The sequence below is a fragment of the Cytobacillus sp. FSL R5-0377 genome (genome assembly GCF_038004385.1).
In the GTDB taxonomy this organism is placed as follows: domain Bacteria; phylum Bacillota; class Bacilli; order Bacillales; family Cytobacillaceae; genus Cytobacillus.
Genome location: NZ_JBBORA010000001.1, coordinates 2,347,630 through 2,370,000, shown reverse-complemented (window position 1 = coordinate 2,370,000; position 22,371 = coordinate 2,347,630). Strand labels below are relative to the sequence as shown.

The following is a 22,371-nucleotide window of genomic DNA, read 5'->3' as shown; positions in this document are numbered from 1 at the left end:
TCGCCCATTAAAGCGGTACGCGAGCTGGGTTCAGAACGTCGTGAGACAGTTCGGTCCCTATCCGTCGTGGGCGCAGGAAATTTGAGAGGAGCTGTCCTTAGTACGAGAGGACCGGGATGGACGCACCGCTGGTGTACCAGTTGTCTTGCCAAAGGCATCGCTGGGTAGCTATGTGCGGAAGGGATAAGTGCTGAAAGCATCTAAGCATGAAGCCCCCCTCGAGATGAGATTTCCCATAGCGTCAAGCTAGTAAGATCCCTGAAAGATGATCAGGTTGATAGGTCAGAGGTGGAAGCGTGGCGACATGTGGAGCTGACTGATACTAATCGATCGAGGACTTAACCAAAATGAAAAGCGGAGGCGACTGTTCAACTTCGAGAGAAGTTAGGAGCCGAAGCTAGACAAGTCATTGGTGAATACTCGGCAAAATGCTTCTTCATACATTATCTAGTTTTGAGGGAACGAAGTTTCTTCAACCAAATAGTCCGGTGGCGATAGCGAGAAGGTCACACCCGTTCCCATACCGAACACGGAAGTTAAGCTTCTCAGCGCCGATGGTAGTTGGGGGCTGTCCCCCTGTGAGAGTAGGACGCTGCCGGGCGTATATAATGGAGGATTAGCTCAGCTGGGAGAGCATCTGCCTTACAAGCAGAGGGTCGGCGGTTCGATCCCGTCATCCTCCACCATATAACATGCCGGTGTAGCTCAATTGGTAGAGCAACTGACTTGTAATCAGTAGGTTGGGGGTTCAAGTCCTCTCGCCGGCACCACTTCAACGAGCCATTAGCTCAGTCGGTAGAGCAGATTGCAGCATCTGTGAACACTTCATTCGAATAGCAATCTGTGACAAAGCGTTTAGCTTTGGAACATCTGACTGCAATTATCAGGCTTTAGGAAGTCTCATAAAAGTATGAGCCATTAGCTCAGTCGGTAGAGCATCTGACTTTTAATCAGAGGGTCGAAGGTTCGAGTCCTTCATGGCTCACCATTTTAATTTCATATTGCGGGTGTGGCGGAATTGGCAGACGCACCAGACTTAGGATCTGGCGCCGCAAGGCGTGGGGGTTCGACTCCCTTCACCCGCACCATTTTAAGCGGAAGTAGTTCAGTGGTAGAACATCACCTTGCCAAGGTGGGGGTCGCGGGTTCGAATCCCGTCTTCCGCTCCATTTTTATGCCGGGGTGGCGGAACTGGCAGACGCACAGGACTTAAAATCCTGCGGTAGGTGACTACCGTACCGGTTCGATTCCGGTCCTCGGCACCATTTCAACTTTATATTGCGCCCGTAGCTCAATTGGATAGAGCGTTTGACTACGGATCAAAAGGTTAGGGGTTCGACTCCTCTCGGGCGCGCCATATTACGGGGAGTAGCTCAGCTTGGTAGAGCACTTGGTTTGGGACCAAGGGGTCGCAGGTTCGAATCCTGTCTTCCCGACCATTTATATTGGGGCCTTAGCTCAGCTGGGAGAGCGCCTGCTTTGCACGCAGGAGGTCAGCGGTTCGATCCCGCTAGGCTCCACCAAAAAAATAAAAAAGTTATTGACTCAGGCATTTAAACCTGATAAGATAATAAAGTCGCTTCTGAGCGGTGGATTGATCTTTGAAAACTGAACGAACAAAACGTCAACGTTTAATCATTAGTCTTTTTTGAAAAGACAATCGAGCTATATCAACTCTTATATGGAGAGTTTGATCCTGGCTCAGGACGAACGCTGGCGGCGTGCCTAATACATGCAAGTCGAGCGGACAGATGGGAGCTTGCTCCCTGAAGTCAGCGGCGGACGGGTGAGTAACACGTGGGCAACCTGCCTGTAAGACTGGGATAACTCCGGGAAACCGGGGCTAATACCGGATAACTCTTTCCCTCACATGAGGGAAAGCTGAAAGATGGTTTCGGCTATCACTTACAGATGGGCCCGCGGCGCATTAGCTAGTTGGTGAGGTAACGGCTCACCAAGGCGACGATGCGTAGCCGACCTGAGAGGGTGATCGGCCACACTGGGACTGAGACACGGCCCAGACTCCTACGGGAGGCAGCAGTAGGGAATCTTCCGCAATGGACGAAAGTCTGACGGAGCAACGCCGCGTGAGTGATGAAGGTTTTCGGATCGTAAAACTCTGTTGTCAGGGAAGAACAAGTACCGGAGTAACTGCCGGTACCTTGACGGTACCTGACCAGAAAGCCACGGCTAACTACGTGCCAGCAGCCGCGGTAATACGTAGGTGGCAAGCGTTGTCCGGAATTATTGGGCGTAAAGCGCGCGCAGGCGGTTCCTTAAGTCTGATGTGAAAGCCCCCGGCTCAACCGGGGAGGGTCATTGGAAACTGGGGAACTTGAGTGCAGAAGAGAAGAGTGGAATTCCACGTGTAGCGGTGAAATGCGTAGAGATGTGGAGGAACACCAGTGGCGAAGGCGACTCTTTGGTCTGTAACTGACGCTGAGGCGCGAAAGCGTGGGGAGCAAACAGGATTAGATACCCTGGTAGTCCACGCCGTAAACGATGAGTGCTAAGTGTTAGAGGGTTTCCGCCCTTTAGTGCTGCAGCAAACGCATTAAGCACTCCGCCTGGGGAGTACGGCCGCAAGGCTGAAACTCAAAGGAATTGACGGGGGCCCGCACAAGCGGTGGAGCATGTGGTTTAATTCGAAGCAACGCGAAGAACCTTACCAGGTCTTGACATCCCCTGACAACCCTAGAGATAGGGCGTTCCCCTTCGGGGGACAGGGTGACAGGTGGTGCATGGTTGTCGTCAGCTCGTGTCGTGAGATGTTGGGTTAAGTCCCGCAACGAGCGCAACCCTTGATCTTAGTTGCCAGCATTCAGTTGGGCACTCTAAGGTGACTGCCGGTGACAAACCGGAGGAAGGTGGGGATGACGTCAAATCATCATGCCCCTTATGACCTGGGCTACACACGTGCTACAATGGATGGTACAAAGGGCTGCAAAACCGCGAGGTTAAGCGAATCCCATAAAACCATTCTCAGTTCGGATTGCAGGCTGCAACTCGCCTGCATGAAGCCGGAATCGCTAGTAATCGCGGATCAGCATGCCGCGGTGAATACGTTCCCGGGCCTTGTACACACCGCCCGTCACACCACGAGAGTTTGTAACACCCGAAGTCGGTGGGGTAACCTTTTGGAGCCAGCCGCCTAAGGTGGGACAGATGATTGGGGTGAAGTCGTAACAAGGTAGCCGTATCGGAAGGTGCGGCTGGATCACCTCCTTTCTAAGGAATATTTACAAGAAACGTGACGTTCTTTGTTCGTTCAGTTTTGAGAGTTCAATCTCTCAATGAATGATTCGTTCTTTGAAAACTAGATAATGATTATGAAGAAGCAATAACCGAGTAATCGCCATTTTAGTCAATTCTCTCTATGTTAAATAGAGTTAAAAACCTTTGATCGTGTTCATCTTCGATGAACCTGTCAAATACGGTTAAGTTAGAAAGGGCGCACGGTGAATGCCTTGGCACTAGGAGCCGATGAAGGACGGTACTAACACCGATATGCTTCGGGGAGCTGTAAGTAAGCTTTGATCCGGAGATTTCCGAATGGGGAAACCCCCTATCCGTAATGGGATAGGATCTTTACCTGAATACATAGGGTATAGAAGGCAGACCCGGGGAACTGAAACATCTAAGTACCCGGAGGAAGAGAAAGCAAACGCGATTCCCTGAGTAGCGGCGAGCGAAACGGGATTAGCCCAAACCAGGAGGCTTGCCTCCTGGGGTTGTAGGACACTCTATACGGAGTTACAAAGGAACGAGGTAAATGAACAGGTCTGGAAAGGCCGGCCAGAGAAGGTAAAAGCCCTGTAGTTGAAACTTCGTTCCCTCCAGAGTGGATCCTGAGTACGGCGGGACACGAGAAATCCCGTCGGAAGCAGGGAGGACCATCTCCCAAGGCTAAATACTCCCTAGTGACCGATAGTGAACCAGTACCGTGAGGGAAAGGTGAAAAGCACCCCGGAAGGGGAGTGAAAGAGATCCTGAAACCGTGTGCCTACAAGTAGTTAGAGCCCGTTAATGGGTGATAGCGTGCCTTTTGTAGAATGAACCGGCGAGTTACGATTACATGCGAGGTTAAGTTGAGAAGACGGAGCCGCAGCGAAAGCGAGTCTGAATAGGGCGAATGAGTATGTGGTCGTAGACCCGAAACCAGGTGATCTACCCATGTCCAGGGTGAAGTCCAGGTAACACTGGATGGAGGCCCGAACCCACGCACGTTGAAAAGTGCGGGGATGAGGTGTGGGTAGCGGAGAAATTCCAATCGAACTTGGAGATAGCTGGTTCTCTCCGAAATAGCTTTAGGGCTAGCCTCATGTAGTAAGAGTCTTGGAGGTAGAGCACTGTTTGGACTAGGGGCCCCCATCGGGTTACCGAATTCAGACAAACTCCGAATGCCAAAGACTTATCCATGGGAGTCAGACTGCGAGTGATAAGATCCGTAGTCAAGAGGGAAACAGCCCAGACCACCAGCTAAGGTCCCAAAGTATACGTTAAGTGGAAAAGGATGTGGAGTTGCTTAGACAACCAGGATGTTGGCTTAGAAGCAGCCACCATTTAAAGAGTGCGTAATAGCTCACTGGTCGAGTGACTCCGCGCCGAAAATGTACCGGGGCTAAACGTATCACCGAAGCTGTGGATTGACATCTTTCGATGTCAGTGGTAGGAGAGCGTTCTAAGGGCGTTGAAGCCAGACCGCAAGGACTGGTGGAGCGCTTAGAAGTGAGAATGCCGGTATGAGTAGCGAAAGATGGGTGAGAATCCCATCCACCGAATGCCTAAGGTTTCCTGAGGAAGGCTCGTCCGCTCAGGGTTAGTCGGGACCTAAGCCGAGGCTGAAAAGCGTAGGCGATGGACAACAGGTTGATATTCCTGTACCACCTCTTTACCGTTTGAGCAATGGGGGGACGCAGGAGGATAGGGTAAGCGCGCTGCTGGATTAGCGCGTCCAAGCAGTTAGGCCGGTAACGAGGCAAATCCCGTTACCACATAGGCTGAGCTGTGACGGCGAGGGAAATTTAGTACCGAAGTTCCTGATTCCACACTGCCAAGAAAAGCCTCTAGCGAGGGAAAAGGTGCCCGTACCGCAAACCGACACAGGTAGGCGAGGAGAGAATCCTAAGGTGAGCGAGAGAACTCTCGTTAAGGAACTCGGCAAAATGACCCCGTAACTTCGGGAGAAGGGGTGCTCATTAGGGTGAATAGCCCTGATGAGCCGCAGTGAATAGGCCCAGGCGACTGTTTAGCAAAAACACAGGTCTCTGCGAAGCCGCAAGGCGAAGTATAGGGGCTGACGCCTGCCCGGTGCTGGAAGGTTAAGAGGAGAGGTTAGCGCAAGCGAAGCTTTGAATCGAAGCCCCAGTAAACGGCGGCCGTAACTATAACGGTCCTAAGGTAGCGAAATTCCTTGTCGGGTAAGTTCCGACCCGCACGAAAGGCGTAACGATCTGGGCACTGTCTCAACGAGAGACTCGGTGAAATTATAGTACCTGTGAAGATGCAGGTTACCCGCGACAGGACGGAAAGACCCCGTGGAGCTTTACTGTAGCCTGATATTGAATTTTGGTACAGCTTGTACAGGATAGGTAGGAGCCTGAGAAGCCGGAGCGCCAGCTTCGGTGGAGGCGTCGGTGGGATACTACCCTGGCTGTATTGAAATTCTAACCCGCGCCCCTTATCGGGGCGGGAGACAGTGTCAGGTGGGCAGTTTGACTGGGGCGGTCGCCTCCTAAAAAGTAACGGAGGCGCCCAAAGGTTCCCTCAGAATGGTTGGAAATCATTCGCAGAGTGTAAAGGCACAAGGGAGCTTGACTGCGAGACCTACAAGTCGAGCAGGGACGAAAGTCGGGCTTAGTGATCCGGTGGTTCCGCATGGAAGGGCCATCGCTCAACGGATAAAAGCTACCCCGGGGATAACAGGCTTATCTCCCCCAAGAGTCCACATCGACGGGGAGGTTTGGCACCTCGATGTCGGCTCATCGCATCCTGGGGCTGTAGTCGGTCCCAAGGGTTGGGCTGTTCGCCCATTAAAGCGGTACGCGAGCTGGGTTCAGAACGTCGTGAGACAGTTCGGTCCCTATCCGTCGTGGGCGCAGGAAATTTGAGAGGAGCTGTCCTTAGTACGAGAGGACCGGGATGGACGCACCGCTGGTGTACCAGTTGTCTTGCCAAAGGCATCGCTGGGTAGCTATGTGCGGAAGGGATAAGTGCTGAAAGCATCTAAGCATGAAGCCCCCCTCGAGATGAGATTTCCCATAGCGTCAAGCTAGTAAGATCCCTGAAAGATGATCAGGTTGATAGGTCAGAGGTGGAAGCGTGGCGACATGTGGAGCTGACTGATACTAATCGATCGAGGACTTAACCAAAACGAAAAGCGGAGGCGACTGTTCAACTTCGAGAGAAGTTAGGAGCCGAAGCTAGACAAGTCATTGGTGAATACTCGGCAAAATGCTTCTTCATACATTATCTAGTTTTGAGGGAACGAAGTTTCTTCAACCAAATAGTCCGGTGGCGATAGCGAGAAGGTCACACCCGTTCCCATACCGAACACGGAAGTTAAGCTTCTCAGCGCCGATGGTAGTTGGGGGCTGTCCCCCTGTGAGAGTAGGACGTTGCCGGGCAAATGAAAGAGCACCTGATGGGTGCTCTCAGTTTGTAGACAAAAGGGGTTCGGAATAGCCTTATTCCGGACCCTTTTTACTTTTTTATTGGACTTGAAAGCATTTTTTCATGACTGTAAACCTCTCCGAGGTCATCTTCTAGGCTATTACTGGGCCTTGCCAAGTCCAGTTGGCCATTTTCTTTAAATTCATGGCAGCGAAAGTAAGCATCGCCTGCATTGACAATTTTTTAAGTCCCCTTAAAGTTGTCCAACGCATGCCATGCTTTTCTTTTGCATCTGCGAAAACACGTTCAATTGTTTCTTTTCGCTTCTCATAGATTTTTTTGACGTTTTGATGGTGGCGAAGGTGGTCTGCCTCTTCCAAATGTTCCTCCCACACATGACGTTGAATGAGCTTTTGGTGCGCTTGACTCTGTGTGCATTGAGACAAGAACGGGCATCCAGCACAAATTCGCGGATCTGATTTATATTGACGATAACCTTCCTTTGTAGTCGTTTTATACTTTAATATCTCACCAGCTGGGCAAATGTAACAGTCAAAATGCTCATCATAAACATACTCATGTTTTCTGAAGAAACCCTCTTTTGTGCGAGGTCGTGTGTAAGGTAAAGCAGGTGTGATGTCGTTTTTCAATAAGTAGCTCGTGATAGCAGGTGTTTTATAGGCTGCGTCGGCCGCAACAGCTTCTGGTTTACTAACTTTCTCAATGACTTGTTCTACCAATGGCTCTAAAATATGACTATCATGCGTGTTACCAGGGGTTACAGTTGTGCCTAGTACAAAGCCGTTGCGATCTGCGGCAGCGTGAAAAGAATAGGCGAACTGTTTTGTACGCTCATCTTTTACATAGTATCCACTCTCTGGGTCAGTTGTACTTTCCTTAGTTTCTTTGAATTCTTCCTTATCAAACTTATCTGGCGGAAAAGGCTTTTTTCCATGATCTTCACGATCTCGATTAATTTCTTCTTGAAGGCGTTGTTGATAGGCACGGGTTTCTTTTCGAACAACTTTCTTTTCAAATTTCCGTTTATTCGCACTCGCTTTTACATGAGTAGAATCTACAAAAACATGTTCTGCACTTATTAAATTCTTTTCAGCTGCAGCTTTTAAAATTCGATAGAATATCTGTTCAAAGAGATCGGTATTTTTAAATCGGCGCTCATAGTTTTTTCCGAAAGTTGAGAAGTGAGGAACTTTATCGTGGAAGCCGTATCCTAAAAACCACCGATAGGCCATATTTGTTTTCAATTCCTCAATTGTTTGACGCATGGAGCGAATACCGAAGGTATATTGAATGAATGTGAGTTTGATTAAGATAACAGGGTCAATACTTGGGCGTCCTACTTCTGAATACATATCTTTCACCAAATCATAGACAAAGGAAAAATCAATCGCCGCTTCAATTTTGCGAACCAAATGGTCCGCTGGGACAAGTTCATCTAATGCAATCATTTCGATTTGATCCCGTTGAATTGGATTATGTTTAGAAAGCATCTTAATCACCTCAAGTATCGTATTACTTCTATTTTAAAACAAAAAACATACTAAGATTAGTAGTGCTGACCAAGGCATTGGTTGGCACTACTATTTTTTTATATAGTAGAAGTGAAGAATAGGTCGTTGCAGTCTTAGGATCTTAGAATCCGTACAAAAAACTGACCTTCTTCACTTACCTTATTCGAATCAGGTTTAAGTATGTTGGATCCTTGAGATCGTGTATAAGAAATGGGAGTCGATAAGAGTAAGTGAGGGAACTTCAAAACTTTTTTGGGGGAAATAACGTGAAACATGTCATCGCATTTGATGTAAGTATGGGCAAAAGCTACATGGTAATTTACAACACACTAAAAAAGTGTATTTATGAAGGAGAAATCAAGCATTCACGGCCTGAATTTGAAAACTTAAAGAAGAGGATCGACAGATTAACAGAAGGTTATGGTGAACAGCCACATATTGTATTTGAATCAACTGGGGTCTATTCCAGGCAATTGGAGCGGTTTATGAATGTAAATGGTTTTTCCTATTGTTCCTTGAATCCCCTGGAAGCTAAGCTCCAGTGCGACTCCTTGAGGATCCACAAAACGGATAAGAGTGATGCCCACCAACTTGCCCTTACCCACTTTTCAACGCAAAGGACTAATCGAAATGGCACAGAAGATCTTTTTCTCCAATTGAAGTCGCTATCCCGATTTTACAGTGAACTTGATGACGAGTTATCCGTAACACGCAACCGCATGCATAAAGTTATTCAGCTAACCTTTCCGGAACTGGAAAAAATCTTTACAACCAAATCAGAGCTATTCCTCAATATTGTTCAATTGTACCCACATCCAGACTTGGTGCTCCAACATTCAAAAACGGTTATAAAGAACAAAATCCGGACAAACACTGATAAGAATATTTCTACCGCAAGGGCTGAAAAAAAAGCTACTCAATTGCTTGAAGCAGCGCATTTATCATTTCCTGCCGTTTCGTCAACCGATGTCCTGTGTAGCCAGCTGATATCTTACGCTAGGCGTTACCAGGAACTCCTATCCATGAAAGAAAGGTGTATCGAGGACATGGCGCAACTAGCAGAAAGCCGGGCTGAATACCATATTCTCCTCAGTTTCCCGGGGATTGGCTCAAACACCGCAGTACGTCTAATGGCAGAAATAGGGGATATTAGACGTTTTGAAAACAATAAGCAGCTAAACGCATACGCTGGTATTGATATTCGCCGTTACCAATCAGGTAAAACCTTTTACAAGGACAAGATTAATAAACGTGGCAATAAGCATTTACGTAAGCTCCTTTTTATCATTATCCAGAACATGATTAAACTACGCCGTTTCAGTCAAAACCATATTGTTGATTATTACGATAAATTAAAAACGCAACCCTATAACAAGTGCCATAAGGTTGCATCCATTGCCTGTGTGAATAAGCTTTTGAAGATTATCTTCCACCTTATTACACACAATATGAACTATGACTTCCGGTTAGCCACCCAATCATAGTTTAGTACATAATACCACAAAGGCAGGTCTAGTTAAAAAACGCGAAATCACTAGGCCTATTAGGTATACCTATAAATCTGGCCCCTCTTCAAACACAACGTTGAAGGGGATTCATTTATACAGAAAATAAATTAACGGTTTAAAGGTGCTTGACTAATCGTAAGAAAGACTGCAGACAAGCTCAATTTTCATTGAGTTTGTCGACAGTCTGAGAGCACCTGATGGGTGCTCTTTTTTGTGTGTATGAAGGAGCGATCAGAAAAAAATTTGGGCTTTAGTTTAAAAGGAATTATACCTATATGTGCCACTTTGCGCAGCAAATGTGCCGCTTTCAGACATATAGGTGCCAGAACAAACTTTTATGTGCCACACCTTATTCTCCGTCTGGTTTAAAATTCAAAGCTGTTCTCTCTAAAGATAAATAGTGCTAAATGTTAGATAAACTTCAAAGTGTGCTAGATAAATTCAAATTTATGTTAGATAAAACCCAGAACATGCTAGATACCATCTGAAGCCGAAACCAATAAAATAACACTGATTAAAACCTCTCTCCTTCATATAACCTCGACTATTACAGGCTTATTCAGAGGTTCACCCACCAAAAAAGGATAACCTACTCAAAAAAGAACCTGATGGGTGCCCTATTTTTGTATGTTTGAAAGATTTTGCGATCAGAAAAATAAATTTGGACTGCAGTTTAAAAGGAATTACACCTATATGTGCCACTTTGCGCAGTATATCTGCAGCTTTTTCATTTTAAGCGCAGCTTTCAGACATATAGGTGCCAGAACCAAAATATATGTGCCACACCTTATTTCTTCATATATTTTAAAATTCAAATCCGTTCTCTTTAAAGATAACCTCCCCAAATACGAGATAAACTCCAAAACCTGCTCGATAAATCCAAAATCTTGTTAGATAAATTCACAGTCATGTAAGATAAATCCCCAAACCTGCCAGATAAATTCCCCAGCAAACCCCGCTTCAGAAAATCCAAAAACTGCGCACGTGCAGAAAGCTCCGACCAGCATAATCCACCCCTCCATAAAAATCTTCTCCCATCCAAGCACAAACCCGCCTAATCAAAAATATATTGTTATCGACATTAACTTCCATTTTCAGGTTTGGGAAGTCAAAAAATGGGGGAAAATTATTAGTACCCGCCAATTGCAAGAAATTACATAAATCATGTATAATTAATGTCAAATATAGTCAAAGTCAGATAGGGGGAGGCCTGGTGAGGAATATATCCGACATAATTGAAAATTATCTCAAACAGGTTTTGGAGAAAAGCGAAAGGGAAATCGTGGAAATTAAAAGAAGCGAAATTGCTGACAAATTCCAATGTGTTCCTTCTCAGATCAATTATGTGATCAACACCCGTTTTACGATTGAAAAAGGATATGCAGTAGAAAGTAAGCGGGGAGGCGGGGGCTTCATCCGGATTATGAAAGTCCAATCCTATGACCATGCTGATTTGATTGACCAGTTAATATCTTTGGTGCAGAGCAGAATTGCCCAGAGCAGTGCAGAGAATGTTATCTACCGTCTGGTAGAAGAAGAGATTATAACAAACAGGGAAGCCAAAATAATGCTTAGTGTTATAGACCGTTCTGTCCTATATATAGACCTTCCATTCAGGGATGAGCTGAGGGCAAGAATGCTTAAGGCAATGTTAACCACTTTAAAATATAAATAGTAGTGAGCTGGAGAGGTGAAGTCATGATTTGTCAGGAATGTAATCAAAGGCCGGCCACGCTGCACTTTACAAAGGTTGTAAATGGCGAGAAAGCAGAGTTTCATCTTTGCGAGAAATGTGCGCAGGAAAAAGGTGAAATGTTTATGCTGGGCAGCGGGTCCGGTTTTTCAATAAATAATTTGCTTGCTGGCCTTTTGAATATTCAGCCTGCCTTTCAGGGATCGGGCCAGGATCCTTTTCAGCAGGAGAAGGTTCTGCAGTGTGAGCAATGCTCCCTAACCTTTCAGCAATTTAAAAAAGTTGGCCGTTTTGGATGTGCCAGCTGCTATGAGACTTTTAAAGATCAGCTGAATCCCATTCTTAGAAGGCTGCACAGCGGAAATGCCTCACACAGCGGGAAAATTCCTGCACGAATTGGGGGAACCATTCATTTGCGCAGGAATATTGAGGATTTAAAAAATCTCATAAAAGAAATGATTTCCAAAGAAGAGTTTGAGAGAGCGGCAGAATTGAGAGACGAAATTAGAAAGCTGGAAAAACAGCTCAATGCCGATCAAAAGGGAGGGGAGTAAGCTTGTCGCTGGAACGTTTTATCAATCAAGCTATCAGCTCCTGGATGAGTGCTGAAGGACCTGATTCCGATATTGTGTTAAGTTCAAGAATCAGACTCGCCCGCAATATAAAGCAATATAAATTCCCTACTTTATTTTCTAATGAAGAAGCAGAAGCAATCATTAAAAAAATAAAGGCTAGGGTGGAGCATTCTCCTTTTTCAAAACTTGGGGAAATGGAGCTTTTATTAATGGATAATCTTCAGCCTCTTCAAAAAAGAGTGCTGATGGAAAAGCATCTGATCAGCCCCCATCTTGCTGAGAATTCAACTCATGGTGCCTGCCTTCTTTCTGAGAATGAAGAAGTCAGCATCATGATTAATGAAGAAGACCATATAAGGATTCAATGTCTGTTTCCGGGGTTTCAGCTCTCTGAAGCCTTAAATATGGCGAATGAAATAGATGATTGGCTGGAGGAAGAAGCCGATTATGCATTTAATGAAGATATTGGCTTTTTAACAAGCTGCCCTACAAATGTAGGAACAGGGCTCAGGGCATCGGTTATGATGCATTTGCCTGGCCTCGTTCTCACACAGCAAATGAACCGGATTATTCCGGCAATTAACCAGTTAGGTTTAGTTGTTAGAGGAATTTACGGGGAAGGCAGCGAAGCTTTAGGTAACATCTTTCAGGTGTCCAATCAGATTACTCTCGGAAAGTCAGAAGAGGATATCGCCGAGGATCTGAAAAGCGTTGTCAGTCAGCTGATTTCTCAGGAAAGATCGGCAAGGGAAGCATTAGCAAAGACTTCTAACATACAATTAGAAGATAGAGTCTTCCGCTCTTATGGCATTTTATCAAACAGCCGAATCATTGAATCAAAGGAAGCAGCACAATGCCTGTCTGATGTTCGCCTGGGGATTGATATGAAGTACATTCAAAACATATCAAAAAATATATTAAATGAGCTGATGATTCTGACACAGCCAGGCTTCCTGCAGCAATATGCAGGCGGGCCGCTCAGACCGCATGAACGCGATATCCGCAGAGCTTCACTAATCAGGGAAAGATTAAAAATGGAAGATCAAGAGTTGGGAGGATGAAATTATGATGTTCGGACGATTTACGGAAAGAGCTCAAAAGGTATTGGCTTTAGCACAGGAGGAAGCAATCCGTTTAGGACATAATAACATCGGAACAGAGCATATTCTGCTTGGGCTTGTACGCGAAGGTGAAGGAATTGCGGCTAAAGCTCTGTATGCATTGGGCCTCGGCTCTGATAAGATCCAAAAAGAGGTTGAGAATTTAATCGGCAGGGGGCAGGATGCTTCCCAGACCATTCACTATACACCGCGTGCCAAGAAAGTGATTGAACTTTCCATGGACGAAGCAAGGAAGCTTGGCCATTCCTATGTAGGAACAGAGCATATCCTGCTTGGCCTGATCCGTGAGGGTGAAGGCGTTGCTGCTAGGGTTCTGAATAACCTTGGAGTCAGCCTCAATAAAGCGCGCCAGCAGGTGCTGCAGCTGTTAGGCAGCAATGAGTCCGGCAGCCATCAGGGAGGAGCAGCGGCAAATGCGAACACACCGACACTGGATGGATTAGCACGCGACCTGACTGCTATTGCCAGAGAAGGAAGCCTTGATCCGGTAATAGGACGAAGCAAAGAAATCCAGCGTGTGATTGAAGTATTAAGCCGCAGGACGAAAAACAACCCGGTTCTGATTGGTGAGCCAGGGGTAGGTAAAACAGCCATAGCAGAAGGCTTGGCACAGCAGATCATTAACAATGAAGTGCCGGAGACTCTTCGCGATAAAAGGGTAATGACGCTTGATATGGGTACAGTGGTTGCCGGAACGAAGTACCGCGGTGAATTTGAAGATCGCCTGAAGAAGGTAATGGATGAAATCAGGCAGGCAGGAAACATCATTTTATTCATTGACGAGCTTCATACATTAATCGGTGCAGGAGGAGCAGAAGGTGCGATTGATGCTTCCAACATTCTAAAGCCATCTCTTGCCCGCGGAGAGCTTCAGTGTATCGGTGCCACTACTCTTGATGAATATAGAAAATACATCGAGAAGGATGCGGCACTTGAAAGAAGGTTCCAGCCTATTACAGTTGATGAGCCGACAGCAGAAGAATCTGTTCAAATTCTTGAGGGTCTGCGGGACCGTTACGAGGCTCATCACCGCGTAACCATTACAGACGCAGCGATTGAAGCAGCCGTAAAGCTGTCAGACCGCTACATTTCAGACCGCTTCCTTCCGGATAAGGCGATTGATTTAATTGATGAAGCGGGTTCAAAGGTAAGACTGCGCTCTTATACTACGCCTCCAAATCTGAAAGAGCTGGAGGTTAAGCTCGAGGATGTAAGAAAAGAGAAAGATGCTGCCGTTCAAAGCCAGGAATTCGAAAAAGCGGCTTCATTGAGAGATACAGAGCAGCGCCTGCGTGAACAGCTGGAAGAAACGAAGAAATCGTGGAAAGAAAAGCAGGGCAAGGAAAACAGTGAAGTGACCGTTGAAGACATTGCCAATGTGGTTGCCAGCTGGACTGGAATTCCTGTTTCGAAGCTTGCCCAGACTGAAACTGAAAAGCTTCTTAATCTGGAAGAAATTCTTCACTCCCGTGTAATCGGGCAGGAAGAAGCCGTTAAGGCCATTTCGAAGGCTGTCCGCCGTGCCCGTGCTGGCCTTAAAGATCCAAAGCGCCCGATTGGCTCATTTGTCTTCCTTGGGCCGACAGGAGTAGGTAAAACAGAGCTCGCCCGTGCCCTTGCAGAAGCGATGTTCGGTGACGAGGATGCAATGATCCGCATCGATATGTCAGAATACATGGAGAAGCACTCTACATCCCGTCTGGTCGGTTCACCTCCAGGTTATGTAGGGTATGAAGAAGGCGGACAATTAACCGAAAAAGTCCGCAGAAAACCATATTCTGTTGTGCTTCTCGATGAAATTGAAAAGGCTCATCCTGATGTATTCAATATTCTCTTACAGGTATTGGAAGACGGAAGATTAACAGACTCTAAGGGAAGAACAGTCGATTTCCGCAATACGGTTCTGATTATGACATCCAATGTAGGCGCTGAAGCACTTAAGCGGAACAAATATGTCGGCTTTAACATCCAGGATGGAGAACAGGATTACAAAGATATGAAAGGAAAGGTAATGGAAGAGATGAAGAAGTCCTTCCGTCCGGAATTCCTGAACCGTATCGATGAAATTATCGTGTTCCATGCATTAGAGAAAAAGCATCTTCAGGAAATCGTTTCGCTTATGTCTGATACCTTAACGAAACGTCTGAAGGAACAGGATATTACACTGGAATTGACAGATGCAGCCAAAGAAAAAATCTCAGTTGAGGGCTATGATCCCGAGTACGGAGCACGTCCGCTCCGCCGGGCCATTCAAAAGCATATTGAAGACCGCTTATCTGAAGAGCTGTTAAGAGGAACAGTCCTAACCGGGCAAAACGTGGTCATTGATGTGGTGGATGGAGAATTTGTGGTGAGAACCGCAGAGCCAAGCAGAACAGCAAACCTTCAAAAATAAGGTTTTTCCCGAACCATAATGAAAGCATCAGGTGATTTTACACAGCAAAAAGGTACACGTTCCTGTTATACGTGTACCTTTTTGTACTCTTTCAGACTATATTTAGCTGCAGTCTTATAAGAGGTTTATTCTGCCGTTTTATGTTAATTTTAAGAGAGAAAAAAGATATCTGGACAAAAACATTTTTAAGACCCGTTGGAAAAGGGAATAGGAAGTAAACGTACTTCTTTCATCACTGGTTCTTCCATGCAAGGCCGGTAATCATAAGATGTTCCTTTACCGCGGCTGGTATGAATGTAAGAGAGGGGAAGAAGTATGGCTAAAAGAAAAACGAAATTCATGTGCCAGGAATGCGGCTATGAATCAGCAAAATGGATGGGCAAATGTCCGGGGTGCGGGCAATGGAATTCGATGGTGGAAGAGGTGGAAAAGCCTGCTTCAACGAGAAGAGGCGCTTTTGCACATTCACAGGGTACGGCCATAGCGGCAAAAGCTACTCCGATTACATCCATTGAAACAGTCAGCGAACCCCGCATACATACCGATTTAAAAGAACTAAACCGTGTCCTCGGGGGCGGTATTGTGAGAGGCTCCCTTGTTCTTATCGGAGGAGATCCGGGCATCGGGAAATCAACACTCCTTCTTCAAGTGTCCTCACAGCTTGCGAATAAAAAGCATTCGGTGCTCTATATATCAGGGGAAGAATCGATGCGCCAGACAAAGCTGCGGGCTGACCGCTTAGGTGTCTCTTCAGAAAGTCTGCTTGTTTATTCGGAAACCAGCCTTGAAGAGATCAGCAGAACGATTGAAACCGTCAACCCTGACTTTGTTATTATCGACTCCATCCAGACGATCTTCCATCCGGAAGTGACGTCGGCACCGGGGAGTGTTTCCCAGGTTCGGGAATGTACGGCTGAACTGATGCGCATCGGCAAAACGAAGGGAATCGCTATTTTTATCGTAGGGCATGTTACAAAGGAGGGCTCCATTGCGGGTCCGAGGCTCCTGGAACATATGGTAGATACGGTTTTATACTTTGAAGGTGAACGCCATCATACATACCGGATTTTACGTGCTGTCAAAAACAGATTCGGGTCAACTAACGAGATGGGCATTTTTGAAATGAAGGAGCTGGGTCTTGAGGAAGTAGCCAATCCATCGGAAATTTTCCTGGAAGAGCGGTCACAGGGAGCAGCCGGGTCAACTGTCGTTGCTTCTATGGAAGGGACAAGGCCTGTTCTGGTTGAAATCCAGGCGCTCATTTCTCCGACCAGCTTTGGAAATCCAAGACGGATGGCAACGGGAATTGATCATAACCGGGTTCCGCTCCTTATGGCCGTTTTGGAAAAACGGGTGGGGATGCTTCTGCAAAATCAGGATGCCTACCTAAAAGTCGCTGGTGGAGTAAAGCTGGATGAGCCGGCAATTGATTTGGCCATTGCAGTCAGCATTGCGTCGAGCTTTCGGGATAAGCCGACAAAAGCAACAGACTGCATTATCGGGGAAGTTGGACTCACAGGAGAAGTCAGGAGGGTTTCAAGAATCGAGCAAAGAGTGCAGGAGGCTGCCAAGCTGGGCTTTGAACGGGTCATCCTGCCGGCGAACAATCTAGGCGGCTGGAGCGCACCGGGAGGAATTGAGCTGATCGGAGTAAGCTCTGTTGGTGAAGCGCTAAAGGCTGCGTTAGGGGGATAAACATGGAGACTAAAAAAATGGGCGAAAAAACAATGAGTGAAATCCTTCGTTTCATGGCTCCTGGTACGCCTATCAGGGAAGGGATAGATAATGTTCTGCGCGCAAATACAGGCGGGCTGATTGTATTGGGCTCAAAGGAAAAGCTGAGCAATCTGGTTGATGGAGGTTTCCAAATTAATTGTCCATTTTCGCCCAGTTATTTATATGAGCTGGCTAAGATGGATGGGGCCATTATTTTAAATGAAGAAGGAAACAAGATACTTATTGCGAATGCCCAGCTGGCTCCTGATCCTGGTGTGCCTTCTACGGAAACGGGTATGCGGCATCGGACGGCGGAGCGGGTTGCCCGGCAAACAGGCTCATTAGTGATTGCCATTTCCCAGAGACGCAATGTCATTACACTTTATAAAGGAAATTCACGCTATGCACTGAGGGATATTGGCGTTATTTTAACAAAGGCGAATGTAGCCGTGCAGACGCTTGAAAAATATAAGGTCGTTCTTGAACAGAGCATCGGCAATCTCAGCATTTTGGAATTTGAGGAGCTTGTTACGTACAGTGACATTCTTCATGTTTTTCATAATATCGAAATGGTTCTGCGCATTAAAAATGAGCTGCTCACCTATTTAAGTGAACTGGGCACCGAAGGAAGGCTGATCCGGCTCCAGATGAATGAGCTCTTGATGGAGCTTGAACGGGAAGCAGAATGGATTATTAAAGACTATGCCCAATCAAGAGAGATTGACTCCAAGGAGGCGCTTGTCAAACTTCAGGTGCTTTCAAAAGGGGAAATGCTCGAAGACTCTGTCATTCTAAAGCTTCTGGGCTACAACGGGTATATTCATACGGAAGAATTCAAATGCCCCCGCGGCTACCGCATGCTGAATAAAGTTCCGCGCCTGCCGCCAATTATTATTGATAATCTGATTAACCGGTTTGAAGAATTCCCGAATATCATCACGGCAACTGTAGAGGAGCTCGATGAGGTGGAAGGAATCGGGGAAGTGCGGGCAAGAAAAATTAAAGAGGGACTTAAGCTCATAAAAGAGCAGGTTTTTGCAGATCGCCAGCTATGAAGAGACCATTGACCTATGTAAATGGTTATGCTAAAATGATAAGTTAATTATTTGACAGTTTATTACCAATGGTGCTACCCTTAAATTGGGTGAAATTAATAATTTATACAGGTATTTTACTATTGTGAAATAATTTTCAAGGGACAAAATTGAAATTACCTGGGATTCTGGGTTTCAATTTTGTGAATTTGTTTATAATGATTAAAAGGAGGTGAGGGAATGTTAAAACGTATTGTACAGGCATGCTTCCTTATTATCGGGGTAACGCTTGGAATCTTTTTAATTCCTGACTTATTAAAATTAATCAGTTTAGATGACATTCCTCTTTTAAACAATCCATACGTGTCCGCCATTTTAGGTGCTATTATTTTTTATCTTTTAACTTTTTGGGCGGTTGATCATGTCGTCAATTTCGTGAGATGGGCAGAAGAATCACTGGTAAAAGTACCTATAACAGATATTATTTTTGGAAGTGTCGGCCTGGTTTTTGGATTAGTTATTGCCTTTTTAATCGGATACGCCTTAAATGCGATTGAGGTGCCAATACTGAATACGGTTGCGCCTATAGTGCTGACGCTGATATTCGGCTATCTGGGGTTTCAGGTTGGCTTTAAAAAGCGGGATGAGCTTTTAAGTTTATTTGCAAGCAAGAAAAAGAAGAGCAGCGAAGAAGAGGTGGAGACTGAAGCCGCACCTAAAGAATCACTCAAGATTCTTGATACAAGCGTGATCATCGATGGACGCATTGCGGATATTTGCCAGACGGGCTTTTTGGAAGGAACGATTGTCATTCCGCAGTTTGTGCTCGAAGAACTTCAGCATATTGCTGATTCATCAGATGTATTAAAGCGAAACCGCGGCAGACGCGGGCTGGATATATTAAACCGGATTCAAAAAGAGCTTTCAATTAATGTGGAAATTTATGAAGGCGATTTTGAAGAAATCCAAGAAGTGGACAGCAAGCTGGTGAAGCTGGCTAAGTTAACGAATGGCGTCGTGGTGACCAATGATTTTAACTTGAACAAGGTTTGTGAGCTGCAAAAAGTGGCAGTCCTTAATATTAATGACCTGGCTAATGCTGTCAAACCGGTTGTGCTCCCAGGTGAAGAAATGAAAGTACAGGTAATAAAAGACGGCAAGGAACAGAACCAGGGGATTGCTTATCTGGACGATGGCACGATGATCGTGGTGGAAGAAGGCAGAAATTACATTGGCAAACATATTGATGTTCTTGTCACAAGTGTTCTGCAGACATCAGCCGGAAGAATGATTTTTGCAAAACCTAAGCTTCTGGAAAAAGCTTTATAATGTATGATGGAAAGTAGGACAGAACGTGCAGGGAGATTGATTTCCCTGCCTTTTTGCCTGCTTTTTTAAAAGAGGAGCCAAAAATATGAATTATCAAGTGATTCTCCCGGCTGCCGGGCAGGGGAAACGAATGGGAGCCGGAAAGAATAAGCTTCTTCTGGAAATTGGGAATGTCCCTGTGTTTATACATACGTTAAGAGTTTTTGAGGGTGACCCGAAGTGTGCGGGCATGGTATTGGCCATTAACCCTCAGGATGAGGAAGAAATGCGCACCCTCTTAAAGCAGCATCAGATTACGAAAGTGGCTGCTATGGTTGAAGGAGGGAAGGAAAGGCAGCAAAGCGTATATAATGCAGCCAAAGCGGCTCCATGTGAGGAAATTGTGCTGGTTCATGACGCTGCACGCCCTTTTATAACCCGGGATTTACTGCAGCCGCTGGTGAAAGCAGCCCGGGAAGAGGGGGCTGCTGTACTGGCAGTGCCGCTCAAGGATACCGTAAAAAAAGCAGATGGGCATTTAATTACAGAAACACTTGAACGTTCCTGCCTGTGGGCTGTTCAAACTCCACAGGCCTTTCGTGTTTCTTCTCTGCTTGAGGCGCACCGCAAGGCCGAGGAAGACGGCTTTTTAGGAACAGATGATGCGAGCCTCGTGGAGCGGTTAGGCAAAGAAGTGATGATTGTCGAGGGAAGTTACGATAATATTAAGCTGACTACGCCGGAAGATATTTATTTTGCGGAAGCAATTATTAAGAAAAGAAGTCATATGTAAAAGGGGATTGTGATCATGTTTCGGATTGGACAAGGTTTTGATGTTCATCAGTTTGCTGAAGGACGCCCGCTGATTATCGGGGGTATTGAGATACCATATGAGAAAGGCCTCTTAGGACATTCAGATGCTGATGTTCTATTGCATACAGTGGCAGATGCCTGCCTTGGCGCCATTGGAGAAGGAGACATTGGGAGGCATTTTCCTGATACAGATCCTGAATTCAAGGATGCTGATTCTGCGAAGCTGCTGGCACATGTGTGGGGAATCGTTAAAGAAAAAGGATATGAATTGGTCAATGCAGACTGCACCATCATTGCCCAGAAGCCAAAGATGGCTCCTCATATCGGGAAGATGCAGGAGCGCATTGCAGGGCTTCTGGAAACCGAAAAAGAAAATATCAATGTGAAAGCAACGACTACAGAAAAACTTGGCTTTACAGGGCGGGGAGAGGGCATTGCCTCCCAGGCAGCTGTTTTGCTGAAAAAGATAGAGAACAGTTAAAATTACCTTTCAGAAGAAAAAACTGAGTGTTAAAATATAGCTTACAAATAAACTCAACAGATTCAGAGATTTTTAAGGAGGCAGTTGTATGTCAAACGATATCCGCGTCCGTTACGCTCCAAGTCCAACTGGGCATTTACATATCGGAAATGCGAGAACGGCGCTTTTTAACTATTTGTTTGCAAGAAGCAAAGGCGGGAAATTCATCATCCGCATTGAGGATACAGATAAGAAACGGAATATTGAAGGCGGCGAGGAAAGCCAGCTTCATTATTTAAAATGGCTTGGCATGGATTGGGACGAAAGCATCGACAGGGAAGGTGAATACGGCCCATACCGCCAATCTGAAAGAAATCATATTTATAAAACCTACTACACAGAATTGCTTGAAAAAGGGCATGCCTATAAATGCTATTGTACGGAAGAGGAGCTGGAAGCAGAGCGTGAAGCTCAATCGGAAAAAGGCGAAACTCCTGCTTACTCCGGAAAATGCCGCCATCTGACAGAGGAAGAAAGAGCTGTTCTAGAAGCGGAAGGCAGAAAGCCGAGCATCCGCTTCTTAGTGCCAAAAGGCAGGGAGCTAAAATTCAATGACATGGTAAAAGGTGAAGTGTCTTTCGAATCCGATGGCTTCGGCGATTATGTCATTGTCAAAAAGGATGGCACTCCTACCTATAATTTTGCGGTAGCAGTGGATGACCACCTGATGGAAATTTCTCATGTCCTGCGCGGGGATGACCATATTTCCAATACGCCTAAGCAGCAGATGATTTATGAAGCATTGGGCTGGGACCTTCCAGTGTTTGGCCATATGACCCTGATTGTCAATGAAAGCCGCAAAAAACTGAGCAAGCGCGACGAGACGATTATTCAGTTCATTGAACAATATGAAGAGCTCGGCTACTTGCCGGAAGCACTCTTTAACTTTATTGCTCTTCTTGGCTGGTCTCCTGCAGGCGAGGAAGAAATTTTCTCCAAAGAAGAGTTTATTGATATTTTTGATGAAAACCGCCTTTCAAAATCACCGGCTCTTTTCGATAAGCAAAAGCTTGAGTGGATGAATAATCAGTATATGAAAAAGCTGGATCAGGAGCGGTTGGTGTCCATTTCAGCTCCTCATCTGGTGAAGGCAGGTAAGATCAGTGAAAACTGGAAGCAGGAAAACGAAGAGTGGGTTAACAGCCTAATCTCTCTTTACCAGGAAAAAATGAGCTTTGGTGCTCAGATTGTCGAGCTGTCAGAACTGTTCTTTACAGAGGAAATAACCGTTGATGAAGAAGCGAAGGAAGTTCTGGCTGAAGAGCAGGTTCCTGAAGTGCTGTCTGCATTCCTGCAGGAAATTGATGCACTTGCAGAATTCAAAGCAGATGAAATTAAAGCGGCTATGAAGGCTGTGCAGAAATCAACTGGCCACAAGGGCAAAAAGCTCTTTATGCCAATCCGTTCCGCGACGACTGGCCAAACCCATGGACCGGATCTGCCGCAGGCCATCGAGCTTTTAGGAAAAGAAAAAGTAAAAACTCGATTAATGAGCATTATTGGTTAACATCTTGGAGAAAATGTAATATAGTATTAAGTAAATT

The 22,371-nt window shown here is 45.8% G+C and carries 13 protein-coding genes, 9 tRNA genes and 5 rRNA genes (1 of these 27 only partly in view); 25 read left to right on the top strand and 2 right to left on the bottom strand.

Features of this window, described 5'->3' with window-relative positions; all coding sequences use genetic code 11:
• The 14 genes from NSQ49_RS12280 to rrf (NSQ49_RS12215) form a co-directional block, all read left to right on the top strand.
• A 23S ribosomal RNA gene (locus NSQ49_RS12280) occupies positions 1 to 346 on the top strand (it extends 2,590 nt beyond the left edge of the window).
• A 138-nt stretch (positions 347 to 484) separates the two neighbouring features.
• A 5S ribosomal RNA gene (gene rrf / locus NSQ49_RS12275) occupies positions 485 to 601 on the top strand.
• 9 nt (positions 602 to 610) lie between these two features.
• Positions 611 to 686: transfer RNA gene (locus NSQ49_RS12270), tRNA-Val, on the top strand.
• An 8-nt stretch (positions 687 to 694) separates the two neighbouring features.
• Positions 695 to 770: transfer RNA gene (locus NSQ49_RS12265), tRNA-Thr, on the top strand.
• A 142-nt stretch (positions 771 to 912) separates the two neighbouring features.
• Positions 913 to 988: transfer RNA gene (locus tag NSQ49_RS12260), tRNA-Lys, on the top strand.
• A 15-nt stretch (positions 989 to 1,003) separates the two neighbouring features.
• Positions 1,004 to 1,088 (top strand) — tRNA-Leu (locus tag NSQ49_RS12255).
• 6 nt (positions 1,089 to 1,094) lie between these two features.
• Positions 1,095 to 1,169: transfer RNA gene (locus NSQ49_RS12250), tRNA-Gly, on the top strand.
• A 7-nt stretch (positions 1,170 to 1,176) separates the two neighbouring features.
• A tRNA-Leu gene (locus tag NSQ49_RS12245) sits at positions 1,177 to 1,265 on the top strand.
• A 15-nt stretch (positions 1,266 to 1,280) separates the two neighbouring features.
• Positions 1,281 to 1,357 (top strand) — tRNA-Arg (locus NSQ49_RS12240).
• A gap of 5 nt (positions 1,358 to 1,362) precedes the next feature.
• Positions 1,363 to 1,439 (top strand) — tRNA-Pro (locus tag NSQ49_RS12235).
• Between the two features lie 8 nt (positions 1,440 to 1,447).
• Positions 1,448 to 1,523 (top strand) — tRNA-Ala (locus NSQ49_RS12230).
• A gap of 155 nt (positions 1,524 to 1,678) precedes the next feature.
• A 16S ribosomal RNA gene (locus tag NSQ49_RS12225) occupies positions 1,679 to 3,228 on the top strand.
• A gap of 207 nt (positions 3,229 to 3,435) precedes the next feature.
• Positions 3,436 to 6,371, top strand: a 23S ribosomal RNA gene (locus NSQ49_RS12220).
• A gap of 138 nt (positions 6,372 to 6,509) precedes the next feature.
• A 5S ribosomal RNA gene (gene rrf / locus NSQ49_RS12215) occupies positions 6,510 to 6,626 on the top strand.
• Together the 16S, 23S and 5S rRNA genes with 9 tRNA genes alongside form the textbook arrangement of a ribosomal RNA operon.
• A gap of 138 nt (positions 6,627 to 6,764) precedes the next feature.
• Here rrf (NSQ49_RS12215) and NSQ49_RS12210 read toward each other — a convergent pair.
• On the bottom strand, positions 6,765 to 8,123 hold the full coding sequence (locus NSQ49_RS12210; RefSeq protein ID WP_159871981.1) for an IS1182 family transposase: 1,359 nt from the start codon (positions 8,121 to 8,123) through the stop codon (positions 6,765 to 6,767).
• Positions 8,124 to 8,410: 287 nt separating this feature from the next.
• Between NSQ49_RS12210 and NSQ49_RS12205 the strand changes: the two genes are divergently transcribed.
• Positions 8,411 to 9,628, top strand: a complete 1,218-nt coding sequence (locus NSQ49_RS12205; RefSeq protein WP_159871966.1) for an IS110 family transposase — start codon at positions 8,411 to 8,413, stop codon at positions 9,626 to 9,628.
• A 914-nt stretch (positions 9,629 to 10,542) separates the two neighbouring features.
• On the opposite strand, the gene NSQ49_RS12200 is transcribed toward NSQ49_RS12205, so the two are convergent.
• Positions 10,543 to 10,674, bottom strand: coding sequence for a hypothetical protein (locus NSQ49_RS12200; protein WP_285870831.1), 132 nt, complete (start codon positions 10,672 to 10,674; stop codon positions 10,543 to 10,545).
• A gap of 191 nt (positions 10,675 to 10,865) precedes the next feature.
• Here NSQ49_RS12200 and NSQ49_RS12195 point away from each other — a divergent pair, with 191 nt between their 5' ends.
• The 10 genes from NSQ49_RS12195 (at position 10,866) to gltX (ending at position 22,334) form a co-directional block, all read left to right on the top strand.
• Positions 10,866 to 11,327 (top strand): CtsR family transcriptional regulator, encoded by a 462-nt coding sequence (locus tag NSQ49_RS12195; RefSeq protein ID WP_159869633.1) that lies wholly within the window; start codon positions 10,866 to 10,868, stop codon positions 11,325 to 11,327.
• Positions 11,328 to 11,350: 23 nt separating this feature from the next.
• The gene (locus NSQ49_RS12190) at positions 11,351 to 11,899 is read left to right on the top strand and encodes a UvrB/UvrC motif-containing protein (protein ID WP_159869636.1); all 549 of its coding nucleotides are present in this window, start codon (positions 11,351 to 11,353) and stop codon (positions 11,897 to 11,899) included.
• 2 nt (positions 11,900 to 11,901) lie between these two features.
• Entirely contained in the window at positions 11,902 to 12,981 is a 1,080-nt protein-coding gene (locus NSQ49_RS12185) for a protein arginine kinase (RefSeq protein ID WP_159869639.1), read from the top strand.
• A gap of 4 nt (positions 12,982 to 12,985) precedes the next feature.
• The gene (clpC, locus tag NSQ49_RS12180) at positions 12,986 to 15,436 is read left to right on the top strand and encodes an ATP-dependent protease ATP-binding subunit ClpC (protein ID WP_159869642.1); all 2,451 of its coding nucleotides are present in this window, start codon (positions 12,986 to 12,988) and stop codon (positions 15,434 to 15,436) included.
• A 315-nt stretch (positions 15,437 to 15,751) separates the two neighbouring features.
• Positions 15,752 to 17,131, top strand: a complete 1,380-nt coding sequence (gene radA, locus NSQ49_RS12175; protein WP_159869645.1) for a DNA repair protein RadA — start codon at positions 15,752 to 15,754, stop codon at positions 17,129 to 17,131.
• 2 nt (positions 17,132 to 17,133) lie between these two features.
• Positions 17,134 to 18,207 carry a DNA integrity scanning diadenylate cyclase DisA gene (disA, locus tag NSQ49_RS12170; RefSeq protein ID WP_159869648.1) on the top strand — a complete coding sequence of 358 codons (1,074 nt, stop codon included), beginning with the start codon at positions 17,134 to 17,136 and terminating at the stop codon, positions 18,205 to 18,207.
• Between the two features lie 219 nt (positions 18,208 to 18,426).
• Positions 18,427 to 19,515 (top strand): PIN/TRAM domain-containing protein, encoded by a 1,089-nt coding sequence (locus NSQ49_RS12165; protein ID WP_159869651.1) that lies wholly within the window; start codon positions 18,427 to 18,429, stop codon positions 19,513 to 19,515.
• Between the two features lie 85 nt (positions 19,516 to 19,600).
• Positions 19,601 to 20,287 carry a 2-C-methyl-D-erythritol 4-phosphate cytidylyltransferase gene (gene ispD, locus NSQ49_RS12160; RefSeq protein WP_251284583.1) on the top strand — a complete coding sequence of 229 codons (687 nt, stop codon included), beginning with the start codon at positions 19,601 to 19,603 and terminating at the stop codon, positions 20,285 to 20,287.
• Between the two features lie 15 nt (positions 20,288 to 20,302).
• The gene (ispF, locus tag NSQ49_RS12155; RefSeq protein ID WP_159869657.1) at positions 20,303 to 20,788 is read left to right on the top strand and encodes a 2-C-methyl-D-erythritol 2,4-cyclodiphosphate synthase; all 486 of its coding nucleotides are present in this window, start codon (positions 20,303 to 20,305) and stop codon (positions 20,786 to 20,788) included.
• Between the two features lie 88 nt (positions 20,789 to 20,876).
• Complete coding sequence (gene gltX / locus NSQ49_RS12150; RefSeq protein ID WP_251284582.1) at positions 20,877 to 22,334, top strand: glutamate--tRNA ligase; 1,458 nt, start codon at positions 20,877 to 20,879, stop codon at positions 22,332 to 22,334.
• Positions 22,335 to 22,371: the final 37 nt, after the last annotated feature.